This is a genomic window from uncultured Bradyrhizobium sp. (genome assembly GCF_936943645.1).
GTDB lineage: Bacteria > Pseudomonadota > Alphaproteobacteria > Rhizobiales > Xanthobacteraceae > Bradyrhizobium.
Genome location: NZ_CAKZJO010000087.1, coordinates 47,022 through 59,796, shown reverse-complemented (window position 1 = coordinate 59,796; position 12,775 = coordinate 47,022). Strand labels below are relative to the sequence as shown.

Annotated in this window: 9 protein-coding genes; all 9 read right to left on the bottom strand. The window is 66.1% G+C overall.

Annotated elements, in window-relative coordinates; genetic code table 11:
* Nucleotides 1-84: 84 nt before the first annotated feature.
* The 9 genes from Q0743_RS26315 to Q0743_RS26275 all read right to left on the bottom strand — a co-directional run bounded on the left by Q0743_RS26315 (nucleotide 85) and on the right by Q0743_RS26275 (nucleotide 12,647).
* Nucleotides 85-702 (bottom strand): toxin-activating lysine-acyltransferase, encoded by a 618-nt coding sequence (locus tag Q0743_RS26315; RefSeq protein ID WP_298244392.1) that lies wholly within the window; start codon nucleotides 700-702, stop codon nucleotides 85-87.
* 609 nt (nucleotides 703-1,311) lie between these two features.
* Nucleotides 1,312-2,775: an HlyD family type I secretion periplasmic adaptor subunit gene (locus Q0743_RS26310; protein WP_298244391.1), complete on the bottom strand. Its 1,464-nt coding sequence runs from the start codon at nucleotides 2,773-2,775 to the stop codon at nucleotides 1,312-1,314.
* Entirely contained in the window at nucleotides 2,772-4,961 is a 2,190-nt protein-coding gene (locus Q0743_RS26305) for a type I secretion system permease/ATPase (RefSeq protein ID WP_298244390.1), read from the bottom strand. The genes Q0743_RS26310 and Q0743_RS26305 overlap by 4 nt, the downstream gene beginning before the upstream one ends.
* A 593-nt stretch (nucleotides 4,962-5,554) precedes the next feature.
* Nucleotides 5,555-6,472: an acyl-CoA dehydrogenase family protein gene (locus Q0743_RS26300; protein WP_298244389.1), complete on the bottom strand. Its 918-nt coding sequence runs from the start codon at nucleotides 6,470-6,472 to the stop codon at nucleotides 5,555-5,557.
* A 4-nt stretch (nucleotides 6,473-6,476) separates the two neighbouring features.
* On the bottom strand, nucleotides 6,477-7,619 hold the full coding sequence (locus Q0743_RS26295) for an acyl-CoA dehydrogenase family protein (protein ID WP_298244388.1): 1,143 nt from the start codon (nucleotides 7,617-7,619) through the stop codon (nucleotides 6,477-6,479).
* Nucleotides 7,616-9,769, bottom strand: a complete 2,154-nt coding sequence (locus Q0743_RS26290) for an acetate--CoA ligase family protein (protein WP_298244387.1) — start codon at nucleotides 9,767-9,769, stop codon at nucleotides 7,616-7,618. Before Q0743_RS26290 ends, Q0743_RS26295 begins: the two co-directional genes overlap by 4 nt.
* Nucleotides 9,766-10,581, bottom strand: a complete 816-nt coding sequence (locus Q0743_RS26285) for an SDR family NAD(P)-dependent oxidoreductase (RefSeq protein WP_298244386.1) — start codon at nucleotides 10,579-10,581, stop codon at nucleotides 9,766-9,768. The genes Q0743_RS26290 and Q0743_RS26285 overlap by 4 nt, the downstream gene beginning before the upstream one ends.
* 31 nt (nucleotides 10,582-10,612) lie before the next feature.
* Nucleotides 10,613-11,776, bottom strand: coding sequence for an ABC transporter substrate-binding protein (locus tag Q0743_RS26280; RefSeq protein WP_298244422.1), 1,164 nt, complete (start codon nucleotides 11,774-11,776; stop codon nucleotides 10,613-10,615).
* Nucleotides 11,777-12,014: 238 nt separating this feature from the next.
* Entirely contained in the window at nucleotides 12,015-12,647 is a 633-nt protein-coding gene (locus Q0743_RS26275; protein WP_298244385.1) for a TetR/AcrR family transcriptional regulator, read from the bottom strand.
* Between the last annotated feature and the right edge of the window lie 128 nt (nucleotides 12,648-12,775).

The window sequence follows — 12,775 nt, the reverse complement described above, 5'->3', positions numbered from 1 at the left end:
TCTGCGATTCCCGTCCGGATTGCCGATCGCTTCGATGTGCGTTGGTTCGCAGACGTCGCTGCAACCTCGCCCAATCCTCGGGATTCAGTTGCGCTCTTCCTTTGGCTGCGCTTCGCTGACCGGCTTGACCTTCATCTTCTCCAGCACCTCCGGATCGACCAGCTGACTCACGATCGGATGGATGCGGATGGGCTTGTCCTTCACCACCTGCTTGAAATTCGCGAGCACGGCGGTGGCGACCTTCTGCGAGGGGGCGATGACGTCGAGCAGCCAAGTGGTCTCGCCGCTGGCCCAGTCTTCGGCCTTCAGCCGAACCGGGAATACGCGGGCCTGAATCTGCTCGCGGATCTTGGCGTCGACCTCGTCGGAAACGCTGGCCCAGATCGCGATGCCGGCGGTCTCCTCGACCTTGCCCTCGCCGCCGGCCTTGGCGATGGCGATGCGGTCGCGCGTCATCGGCTCGACGACGAGGTGCATGACGTCGGCCAGGGTCTGGTTGCGGTAGCGCGGCAGGTTGAGCATGGCGAGGACGACCTCGCCGACGCCGGCCTGGATCCGCATCTTGAACGCGGCAATTTGCGCCAGCACTTGCGGATCGAGCGCGCGCTCTTTCGCTTCCGTCGGCCCGGCCGCGGCCCCGCCCTTGATCCCGTTCAATGCCGGCTTGCCGGCGGCCGCCGTCTCGTTCGCGCTCTTTGCCATGGCTCTCGCTCCCTAGTTTCGATCCGCCCAATGGGCGTATTGCGATCATGAGGGAATGAGCCTGCCGTGGCAGCCTGCAGCCCGGTCAGGGCCGCCTGTCTGCCGACGCGAAAAGACCGGTCATCTGCGTGTTACCCGCTGCGGTTGTATCGACGGCCGACACGAGAAAGCGGATGTATAGTTCTGTTGCAGATAATCGGAAGCAGCCCCACTGCCCTCCTTCGGCATTCATAGAACGTTAACCCGCATACAACTTCAAGACGAAATCGCAATACGCCCCAAAAAATGTTTCGCGATGTGTCTATCCGTTGCGATCGGCAACGATCGCTCGGCTTCCGAAAATGGAACTCGGCAAAGTTCAGGAGATCCGCACAAGCCGTTCTGCGCAAATTTGCGCAAGGCGCGTAGCAAGCGAGCAATGGTCCGCAAAGCAAGCCACGACGTCACCATGTCGTCATACAGGAAGGCTCGACAGCGCGCCTGACGAGCCGGTCGAGCCGTTCGCCCAGTTGTATTCGGCGGCGGAGACTTGGCTGCCATGCTCAGCGCACACCGGGCGCGTCGGCTACGAGCCTATGATGTCAACCACCGAGCAGGCTTCGTGCCTGGTCACCGCTCCCGCCCCGCCTCATCGAGCGACTGCGTGATCGGCGACAGCAGATATTGAATGATCCGCCGTTCCCCGGTCTTGATCTCGGCCTGCACGGAGAGGCCGGGGCCGAGCGCCTGCTGGCGGTCGCGGATTCGGATGCTGGTCTGCAGCAGGCGGATGCGCGCGGCGTAGACGAGGCCGGGCTGGACCGGCCGTCCCTTGTCGTCGCGCTGCGGCTGGCCGTTCGATTGCGACATGTCGATCGCATCGCGGCTGATGCTCTCGACGATGCCCGGCACCAGCCCGTAGTCGGTGAAGGGAAATGCCTCCAGCTTGACGCGGACCGGCTGGCCCTCGCGCACGAAGCCGATGTCCTTGTTGAGGACCTGGGCTTCGACCTCGATCTCGGCGCCATCAGGGACCACGGTCATCAGCGGCTGGGCCGGCTGCACCACGCCGCCGATCGTCGCGACCACGAGCTGCTGCACCGTTCCGGCCACCGGCGCGCGCAACTGCAGAAACTCGCGCCGCCGCGTGGTCTTGCGCAGATCTTCGGCGGCGAGCTGCGCCTTGTCGCGGGCCTGGACCATCTCGGTCACGGCGGTCTTGCCGAAGGTCTCGCGCAGCTTGCGGATCTCGGCTTCCAGCGCGGTCATCGCGGCGCGCGCCCGCGCCGCGTTGGCGAGCTGCACATCGACGTTCTGGACGTGCTCGATGCGCTGCTGCTCGTATTCGAGCAGCCGCAGCCGCGCAAAATTGCCCTGCTCGGTGAGTTGCCGGCGCGCCTCGAGCGACTGATCGACGAGCGGGAGCGTCAGACGCAGCTTGTTGATCTCGACCTCGGCGGAGGTCAGCTCGGCCGCGCGTTGCGCGATCTGCTGCTGCAGGCTTGCCACCTGCGCCTCGTATTCGGCGATGCTGGCGCGGACATATTGCTCCTCCACCACGACCATCGCTGCCGGCGTGTCGTCCGGCGCGACGAAGCCGGTCGGACGGCCGTCGAGATAGGCGAGCAGCGCCGCATTGCGGGCCTGGATCAGCCGCGAGGCCTGCAGGTTCTGGCGCGCCTGCGCCTCGTCGGCGGTCGCCAGCGTCGGGTCGAGCTCGACCAGAAGCTGCCCCTCCTCGACATGCTGGCCGTTGGCGACATGAATGGCGCGCACCGAGCCGATCTCCATCGGCTGGATGGTCTTGACCTTGCTCGACGGAATGATCTTGCCGCTCGCCACCGCGACGACGTCGACCGTGCCGATGACGGACCAGACCAGCGCGGCGGTGAAGAATCCGCAGGTCATCAGCAGCAGCATGCGCAGGCCAGGGCTCGGCGGCTTCTCCATGATCTCGAGCGCGGCCGGCAGGAACTCGTGATCGGAGCGCGGCCGCCGGTTGCGGTCGGCCTCGTTCTGCATGCCCCAGCTCGCCCGCAGCACGGCCCAGTGCCTGGCGAGGGTCGGGAAGCGCTCGGCGACCCAGGCCGTCACGTCGAGCGCCCCATCTGCTTGGTGTAGAGCTGGGCATAGCGGCCGCCCGAGCGCAGCAGCGTCTGGTGATCCCCGGTCTCGGTGATCTCGCCGGCCTCGACCGTGACGATGCGGTCGCACTGGCGCACGGCGGAGAGACGATGCGCGATGATGATGACGGTGCGGCCGCGGGCGATGCCGGCGAGATTGTGCTGGATGATCTCCTCGCTCTCGGCGTCGAGCGCGCTGGTCGCCTCGTCGAGGATCAGGATGCGGGGATTGCCGATCAGCGCCCGCGCGATCGCGATCCGCTGGCGTTGCCCGCCCGAGAGGTTGCCGCCGCGCTCGTCGATCACCGTGTCGTAGCCGTGCGAAAGGCCGAGGATGAACTCGTGCGCGCCGGCGAGCTGCGCGGCGGCGATGACCCGCTCCATCGGCATCGTGGTGTCGGCGAGCGCGATGTTCTCGCGCACCGAGCGATTGAACAGGATGTTCTCCTGCAGCACGACGCCGATCTGCCGGCGCAACCAGGCCGGGTCGACCAGCGCGAGATCGACGCCGTCGACCAGCACCCGGCCCTGCTCCGGCACGTAAAGACGCTGCACCAGCTTGGTCAGCGTCGACTTGCCCGAGCCGGAGGGGCCGACGATGCCGATCATCTCGCCCGGCTGGATCGCGAGCGAGATGCCGCGCAGGGCTTCGGGCGCGTCGGGACGATAGCGGAAACGAACCCGATCGAAGTTGACCGCGCCCTTGATCGGCGGAAGGCTGGCCCGGTTGGGATTGTGATCGGGCTCGGCCGGCGCGTTCAGGACGTCGCCGAGCCGGTCGACCGAGATCCGCACCTGCTGAAAATCCTGCCAGAGCTGGGACAGCCGCAGGATCGGCTGCGCGACACGCCCGGACAGCATGTTGAACGCGACCAGCGATCCGACCGAGAGGTCGCCGGCGATGACCGCTTTCGCGCCGAAAAAGAGGATCGCAACCGTGGTCAGCTTGGACACCAGCTGGATCAGATGACTGCCCCAGTTCGCGAGCGTCGCGACCTGAAACCCGGTGCTGGTGTAACCCGCGAACTGCTTCTCCCATTTCGCACGCATCTGCGGCTCGACCGCCATCGCCTTCAGCGTCCCGATGCCGGTGACGCTTTCGACGAGAAAAGACTGGTTCTCCGCGCCGCGCTTGAACTTCTCGTCGAGACGGGCGCGCAGCGGCGGCGTCACGATCACCGAGATCGCGACATAGAGCGGGATCGACAGCGTGACGATCAGGGTCAACAGCGGGCTATAGGCGTACATGACGCCGAAAAACACGATGGTGAAAAACAGGTCGATCACCACGGTGACGGCATTCGAGGTCAGGAACTCCCTGATGCGGTCGAGCTCGCGCACGCGAGCCACGCTGTCGCCGACGCGGCGTGCCTCGAAATACGACAGCGGCAGGTTGAGCAGGTGCCGGAACAGCTGCGACGAGAGCTCGCTGTCGACGCGGTTGGTGGTGTGCGCAAACAGCCAGTTGCGCAGCGCCGACAGGCCGGTCTCGAAAATCAGCACCGCCGACAGCCCGATCGCCAGCACGTCGAGCGTCGTCAGCGACTGATGGACCAGCACCTTGTCGATCACGAGCTGGAAGAAGATGGGCGAGATCAGCCCCATCAGCTGCAGGAAAAACGACCCGATCAGCACGTCGCGCAGGGGTCCGCGATATTTCACCAGCGCCGGAATGAACCAGCTGATGTCGAACGGGCGCGTCGCCCCCGCCATCAGCTCGCGCGTCGTCATCAGCAGGAGCCGTCCGGCATACCGGTCGCCGAAATCCTCCGCCGTCCACACTTCGGGACGTCCGCCATTGCCGCGCTGGATCAGGTAGCGCGATCCGGCCTCCTGCTGGTCGACCTTGAGCAGAACGACGGCCTCGCCGTCCTGCAACTCGGCGAGCGCAGGCAATGGGACCTTGTGCAGCGCTTCAGTCGTCGCGGGCTTCACCTTGGCGACGATTTTCAGCCGCCTGGCGATGCGGGCGAGATCCTCAAGCCGATACCGCTCGCCAGGCGCGCCATGGTCATGGGCGATCTGGCCGGCGTCGGCGGGGACACCGAGGAATTTGGCGATCAGAATGAAGGAAAGCAGCGACGCAGGAAGCTCAGGATCATTGCCGCCGGGTGTGCCCGCGGCCTCGTCAGGCGCTTTTGCAATCGCAATAGTCATGACCCAAGCTTCAAACCCGGCCGAAACAGGCCGGGATCCCAACCGGGAACCACGCAGGATTTGCCGGGCCCCCAAACTCGCGCAACAGATCGAGACAACAACTTAACCACGGATAAGACGATCGCTTACATCTAACGTTGTTCAATGGGCAAGCCAAGCCCTCCTTCGTCACTCCCGACGAAGGTCGTGGCCTCGATCGCCCGGGCCAATCGAACGCGCGCTTCGGACAATCCGCTTCGGGCTGCTTCAGCAAGCACCGAGCTGTGCCGCCGCGAACAGGCGATCGGCGCTACTCGCGCCAATGTCCTCGTGGGCGAGCGGCAAAGCTCGTCGCCCCGTCGCATCAGATCCACAAGTTGTGAAAAGCCAAGCAGCGATCAGGTGCAAGAGAAGGCCTCTGAGCTCCTATTGAAATCAATAGGTTACAGGTCGATTGTAAATTGACCTCCAGGGGCCCGACGACCTGCAACCGCCCGCGAGGCGCTCGCGGTCCAGCTTTACTCGCGGCGCATGCGACAGTGCTGTGTCACTTCGTTTGCGGCTGACACCTTATCGATCAGCGACGCATCACGATCACAGCAGACGTGTTGGCATCACGGCCAAGCAAGTTCTGCCAGCTCGCGATTGCCGCGGGCAGCTCCGCCTAATTCCGACTTCAGCAGCTTTGCGCGGTAAGTCCAGCGATAGAGGGGATGTTCAAGAGTCAGCCCCATGGCGCCGAGAAACTGATGCAGATCGTAGACGATCGCATCGACGACGGACTGCGCACGCGCGAGCGCTGCAACCACATCCGTGTGCGTAGCTCCGGCGCCAGCGGCCCTGAACACCAGCCATTTGGCTGCAGCGATCTTCGAAGCGCAGGCCGCAAGCCGGTGCTGCACGGCCTGGAAAGTGCCGAGCGGCCGGCCGAACTGCCGCCGGTCGGTGACATGGGCGATCACGCTGTCGAGTCCGCCCTGAAGCACGCCGGTGATCTCCGCCGCCACTGCGAGCTGGGCGAGACGGCGCGGCAGGGTCGGATCGCTGACGGCCCGCGCGCGCGAGAGACAGCTTTCGGGATCGCGGAGCCGCCCCATCGGATAGGCGAAATAGGCATCGACGATGTCGATGTCGTCCGGCGAGACCGGAAACCACGCCGCGCCTGTGCTCGACAGCACGAGCACAGCCTTCGCGACCGGCAGGAAACGCACAGCCTGAGAGGGATCGCCCGTCAGCACGGCGAGCGGCCTCGGCGCATCGGGGCAGATCATCGGACGGATCACGGAAGAGGCCGCCACTTCCGCGATGGACGCGCTGCGGCAAACCTCGTGCACGATGAGCGCAGCGGTCGATACGCCGAACTCCGGATAGGACGCGGCATCGAGCACGCCTGCCTTTTCCAGGTCCGCATCGAGTTCGAGATCGAAGGACGCCTTGCTCCCCCCGAGCACGAGGCGATTCCTGGCGCGCGCAAGCAGCGTCGTCGTCGTCGTCAGCAGGGCATCCTGGTCGTCGCTGATATCGAGAAACATGCGCCTAGCTCCTCGGCAGATTCAGGTAATCGGCGGCGACGATGCCGAGCTGGATCTCGGCCGCGCCGGAGGCGATGCCGGCCGCGATTGCGCGTTCGTGATGCGGCTTGAGCAATGGCAGGACGTCGCCCGAAAACGCTTCCGGGACGAAATCGAGCGCGAAGTCGGCGACGGCGTGGTCGGCGTCGACGATCGCGACCCGGGCCAAAGACGATTCCGCATTCGGCGGCAGCCCGCGCGAGCGCTGGTCGACGACGCGATAGACCAGCATGCGCGCGGCCTCGCAAGCCGCAAGCGCCTGTCCCGCCCTGAACCTGACGATATCGTCGCTCCACGAGCCGTTGGCCTTGAGATGCTGCACCATCTCGCCGAGCATGCGCGCGGACAGTTGATAGCGCGGCAGACCGATGCGTTCGTTGGCGAGCGCGTAGGTGATCAACGACCACGCCTTGCCTTCCTCGCCGAGCATGCTGGAGGCGGGAACGCGGACATCCTGGAAGAACACTTCGTGCAGGTCGCCGTTGCCGACGAGCGCCGGGATCGGCCGCACGGTGATGCCCGGCGTCTGCATCGAGATCAGGAAGATGCAGATGCCTTCCCTGCGGCTGCCGCCGGTGCGCGCGAGCAGGAAGCAGTGCTGGGCAAGACCGGCATAGGAGGTCCACACCTTGGATCCGTTGATGACGAAGTGATCGCCATCGCGGTCGGCGCGGGTTCGCAGCGAGGCAAGATCGGAGCCGGCCGACGGCTCGGAGAAGCCCTGGCACCAGACTGCGTTGCCAGCCGCGATCTCCGGGATGTAACGCGCCTTCTGCTCGTCGGTGCCGAAGCGGAGGATGGTCGGCCCGATCCAGTTGACGTTCATGTATTGCGGGCCGCGCGGCTCGCCGACCGCCCACATCTCCTCGCCCAGGATGAAGTGCTCCCACACCGAGCTGCCGCGCCCACCATGCTCCTTCGGCCAATGCGGCACCAGCAGCCCCGCCTCCGCCAGCCTGGCGCAGAAGGTCCGGGAGAATTCGGTCTGCTGCGGCGAGCCGGGTCCGTGACGCGCGATCGTCTCCCAGTCCGACGGCAGCTCGCGCTCCAGGAACGACCTGACCTCGTCGCGGAACGCCTGGTCACGTGCACTCCATTCGAAGTTCATGGCTTCCTCTCAGGCAACGGGCCGACCACGGCGAGGCCATCGACCGCGATGACGGACGCCCCGCGGCAAATTAAAGGATTGACGTCGAGCTCGCGCAGACGGTCGCGATGGGCGCAGGCGAGTCCCGAGATCCGGCTGATGGTGCGCGCCAGCACGCCGCGATCGACCGGCGGCGAACCGCGGAAGCCGCCGAGGATCGCCGCCCCTCGAAGTCGTGCGAGCAGCCGCAGGGCTTCACGCTCGTCGACCGGAGCAAGCGCCGTGACGCTGTCGCGCAGCAGCTCGGTCAGGACGCCACCGAGGCCGATGACGATCATCGGCCCGAAGCCGGGATCATTCTTGATCCCGACGATGATCTCGACGCCCGCAGCAACCATCTCCTGCACGAGGACGCCTCGCAGCGTCGCGTCCGGCGCGGCCGTAGCGCAGGACGACATGATCGCATCGAAGGCCGCGCGCACGGCTGGCTCGCCCTCGACACCCAGCACGACCCCGCCCGCCTCCGATTTGTGCGCGATGTCCGGGCTGTCGATCTTCATGGCCACCTTGCCGCCGAGCCGCCGCGCCGCCTCCGCCGCTTCGTCCGCGTTCACCACCGGGATGTCGCGCGAGGTCGCGACACCGTAAGCTGCGAGCAGCGCCTTGGTATCGCGCTCGCCGAGCACGACTTCCCGCGGCGGCAACAGCGCAGCGGCGCGCGCCATGCGTTCGGCATCGACGATGAGCCCAGCCGGCAGGTGCGCCGCGCGTTCCGCCCGCGCGGCCCAGGCAGCCAGGGCCGCGAAACATCGGTCCATCGAGCGAAACATCGCGATGTCAGGATCGCGTTCGATGACGTCCGCGCCAGGGCCTTCGAGATATTGCGTGAGCCACACCGCGCAGATCGGCTTGCCGTGCTTGCGGGCGAGCGCGCTGAGGTGCGGAAGGCGCTCGGTTGCCGGCGCATAGGCATAGGGGCAGCCGTAAACCAGCGCGGCATAGTTCGGGTCGGACAACAGCGCATCCGCACAGTCCATCAGCGATTGCGAGTCCGAGATCACCTGCGCGGTGACGTCGCAGGGGTTGCGCGGCGCCCCGAACGGCGGAATGCGCGCCTCGAGCACGGCGCGCACGCGCGGCTCCGGCTGCGGGAGAGGCACGCCATGCTGCTCGGCGCTGTCGGCGCCCATGATCGCCGCGCCGCCGGAGCCGGCGAGGACCGCGACGCCCCCGGCCTTCGGCCGGCCAACCTTGCCGAAGAAGGCGGCGGTCTCGATCAGGTCCTCGAATTTGTCGACGACGACCGCGCCGCCGCGTTCGAGCAGGGCGCGCCAGGACGCGTCCGAACCGGCGAGCGAACCAGTATGCGACAGCGCCGCGGCCGCGCCGGTCTCGCCCGTCGCGAGCTTGAACACGACCAGTGGCTTGTCATGCTCCCAGGCGCGCTCGGCCGCCGCGAGCATCTTCAGCGGATGCGCGATCCCCTCGAACGCGCAAGCGATCACGGCACAGGCCGGGTCTTCCGCCAGCACGGCGATCCAGTCGGCAACATCGACATCGCCGGAATTGCCTGATGTCAGGACATGACTGAACGAGACCCCGCGCTCGATGGCCTGAGCCAGCGCGAAGCCGAGCGCGCCGGACTGGCTGACCAGCCCGATCGCGAACGGCGCCAGCGGCCGGGTCTCGGGGACCGCGGCAAAGGTGATGCGAGCGCCGCTGGTGTAGTTCAGAAGCCCGACGCAATTCGGCCCCAGCAGCCGGAGATTGGCGTCCCGCGCACGCCGCACGATACGGTTCTGGGTTTCGATGGCCTGGCGCGTGCCGATCTCGGCGAAGCCCGAGGCGTAGAGCATCACGCTGGGAATCCCTGCGTCGATGCAATCCTCGATGATCGGCTCCACGCTCGCCGCGGGCGTCGTGATCAGGGCGACGTCAGGAACCTGCGGCAACGCGCGAAGATTCGGATAGCATGGCGCCTCGCCAATCCGGTCATACTTGTCGTTCACGAGCAGGGTGCGGCCGCCGAAGAAGCCCCTGAGGTTGGCCGCCGTGCGCGCGCCGAACGAGGTCGGCCGCGGCGAGGCGCCGATGATCGCGACGCTCTTGGGATCGTAGAGCGGCCGCAGATCGGCGCGGCGATAGGGTTCGAGCCGTTCCGATGACGTCATGAGGCGACCGGCGCCTCCTGCTTCGCTTTCGCGATCTTGTGCAGATAAGCGAGGTAGCCGAACGGAATCCGGCTGGCGCCATTGGCCTGGATCACGATGCCCGAGATCCAGGCGGCCTCGTCGGAGGCGAGATAGACGCAGAGCGGGCCGATGTCGTCGGGCGTACCGAGCCGGCCGAGCGGCACGACGTCGACCTGTTTCTGCGCCCGCGGTCCGGACATGAATTCCGCGTTGTCCTCGGTCAGCACCAGGCCCGGCGCGATGGCGTTGACGCGGATGCCGAGGTGGCCCCATTCCACCGCCATGGTCCCCGTGAGGTTGTCGACGCCGGCTTTCGCCGCGCCGTACTGCCCCGTCATCGGATTGGGCTGGGAGCCCGAGCGCGAGGTGATGTTGATGATCGCGCCGCCGGCCTTCATCGCGCGCGCCGCGGCCTGGGCCGCGAAGAACGTCCATTTGAAATTGAGATCGACGACCCGGTCCCATTGGCCTTCATCGAGGTCGATCAGCGGGCCGACATCCGCGCGCGCGGCGCTGCCGGCATTGTTGACCCAGACATCGAGCCGCCCGAACTCCGACAGCGCGCGGTCGACGATGGCCTGCGCCGCGCCCGGCTGCGCGACGTCGTTGACGAGAACCAGCGCGCGACCGCCCTGCGCACGGATCGTCGCCGCCGTCACGTCCAGCGGCGCCGCGCTGCGCCCCGTGCAGATCACGGTCGCGCCCGCCTGCGCCAGCGCGAGGCTGATGCCCTTCCCGATGCCGCGACCGCCACCGGTGACGACCGCGACCTTGTTCGCCAGTGAGAACATGGCTGCTTCCTTATCGCCTATCCCCAAGGGATCAATCGCCACCGACGAGGCCGCCGAACAGCTGCCAGTTGCTGCCCTCGAAGCGCATCAGCTGCCATTGCTTGATTGGCGCGTAGTCGGTCGGCGACGTCGAGACCTTGATGCCCGGCAGCAGCGTCCCGACCTCGACATCCTTCAAGCTGGCAGCCTGCTTCATGACGTTCTCGCGGGTGAGATCGTCGCCGCATTGCTTCAAGACCTGCACGAGCAGCAGTGCCGGGTTGTAGCCATTGATGATCAGCGTATCCGCGCGATTGGCGTCCGGCATGTATTTGTCGAGGAAGGCGTTGAGGGCCCTGAAGTCCGCATCCTCCTTCCATCGCGCATCGTTGGGATCCTTGAAATAGGTCGCCGAGACGATGCCTTGCGCGTTCTCGAACCCGACCGGCTTGATGACGCTGCCGATCGAGGCCGAAGCGAAGCTCATGAGCTGCAGCGGTTTCCAGTTCAGCTCGTTGATCTTCTTGATCGCCTGTGCCGCGAATTTCGGCGTTGCCATGTTGAAGAAGACGTCGGCACCGGCGGCCTTCAGCTTGACGATGTGCGAATCGATGGTCGGCTCGGTGACGTCGAAGGATTCCTCCGCGACGATCATCGCCGCAGCCTTGTCGCCGAGGCCCGCCTTGATGCCCTTGAGGTAGTCCTTCCCGAAATCGTCGTTCTGGTAGAAGATCGCGATCTTCGCGTTCGGCTTCTCCGTCAGCACGTATCTGGCGTAAGCCCTTCCTTCGGTTTCGAGCGACGGCGCAAAGCCCATGCTCCAGGGGAAGTTCTTCGGATCGTTCCACTTCTGGGCCGCGCTGGAGACGAAGAGCTGCGGCACCTTCTTGGCATTGAGGTACTTCTGCACGGCGGAATTGGTCGGCGTCCCGACCGCGTTGAACATGAACAGCACCTCGTCGCTCTCGACGAGCTTGCGGGTCTGCTCGACCGTCTTCGGCGGCGAATAGGCATCGTCGTACGACAGGAAGACGATCTTCCGGCCGTTGATGCCGCCCTCCTCGTTGATCTTGCGGAAATAGGCCTCGCCCGTCCTGGCGATCAGACCGAACCCCGAAGCCGGCCCGCTATAGGCCGCGGTATTGCCGATCTTGATCTCGCTGTCGGTAACCCCGGGACCGTATTTCTTGTCCGCGGCCGACGCCTGTAAGCCCATCGCCAGCAATATTCCGGCTGCAAAGATGCCTGCCCTGACCGCCACGCCTGCCTCCACACCGCTTGTTTCAGTTGTTGGCCGGTTAGCTATCACATCAGTTGCTTGCTGACTAGCAACTAATAATGATGGACGACGTCATTTTCAGGGCGCCACGCCGCGGCCCTGCGCCGCAGCCGCCGCGCAAGGTGTCAGGCCAGGCCGGACCCGGCCCCTCTCGACATTGCAGACAGCTCCGGTCCTAGCGCGCCGCGCGCTGCGGCGTGGACTTGCCCCTGACGCTTCGGCCAACCCTCGCTCTGGCCTTCACGGAGCCGGGCTCCATCATGCGATCGATGAAGAGGTCGGCGACAAACTCGGCGTCCTCGCCGAGCTTCCTGGTGTCGCCGGAGACCAGGGCCTGGATGCAGATGCCGCTGATCGCTCCGGAAATCGCACGCACGTTCTGCTCGATGTCGACGTCCTTGCGCAGTTCGCCCATCTTGCGCGCCTGCATCAGATAGGCGCGCAGATTATCGCGGTAGACGGCATGCAGCTCGGCGATGCGCGGCTTCAGCTCCGGCACGGTGCCGGTGGAGTCCACGATGAGATGGTACAGCGCGATCGCCGAGTCCGGCATGTCGCGGACCGCCTCCATCTGGATCCGGATGCGCTCGGCCAGCGCCTCGCAGCCGGTGCGGCCGTCGATCCGCCGCTCGACCTGGCGCATGAAGCGGTCCTGGATGGTGTCGATCACGGTCTCCAGCAGGCTCAGCTTGGTGCCGAAGCGCTGCACCGGAAGACCACGGCTGTAACCGGCTTCGACGCCGATATCGGCCAGGCTCGCGCCGGCCGTGCCATGCTTGCCGATCAGCGCCACCGCCGCCCGAAGCATGCGTCGGTCCGATTCCCTGCGCCGACGTTCCTTGGAACCGATGATCGGTGCCGCCTTCCCTGTTCCGCTGCCGGCTGTCACGAACCGCCGATCTCCCCTCGCCCGCGATGAATCCATCGCCACGGTAC

Bases quoted from the DNA above. Each gene is read 5' to 3' on its own strand.
- Q0743_RS26315 (WP_298244392.1), bottom strand. From the start codon at position 702: ATGGCAAAGAGCGCGAACGAGACGGCGGCCGCCGGCAAGCCGGCATTG.
- Q0743_RS26305 (WP_298244390.1), bottom strand. From the start codon at position 4,961: ATGACTATTGCGATTGCAAAAGCGCCTGACGAGGCCGCGGGCACACCC.
- Q0743_RS26300 (WP_298244389.1), bottom strand. From the start codon at position 6,472: ATGTTTCTCGATATCAGCGACGACCAGGATGCCCTGCTGACGACGACG.
- Q0743_RS26295 (WP_298244388.1), bottom strand. From the start codon at position 7,619: ATGAACTTCGAATGGAGTGCACGTGACCAGGCGTTCCGCGACGAGGTC.
- Q0743_RS26290 (WP_298244387.1), bottom strand. From the start codon at position 9,769: ATGACGTCATCGGAACGGCTCGAACCCTATCGCCGCGCCGATCTGCGG.
- Q0743_RS26285 (WP_298244386.1), bottom strand. From the start codon at position 10,581: ATGTTCTCACTGGCGAACAAGGTCGCGGTCGTCACCGGTGGCGGTCGC.
- Q0743_RS26280 (WP_298244422.1), bottom strand. From the start codon at position 11,776: ATGGGCTTACAGGCGTCGGCCGCGGACAAGAAATACGGTCCCGGGGTT.
- Q0743_RS26275 (WP_298244385.1), bottom strand. From the start codon at position 12,647: ATGCTTCGGGCGGCGGTGGCGCTGATCGGCAAGCATGGCACGGCCGGC.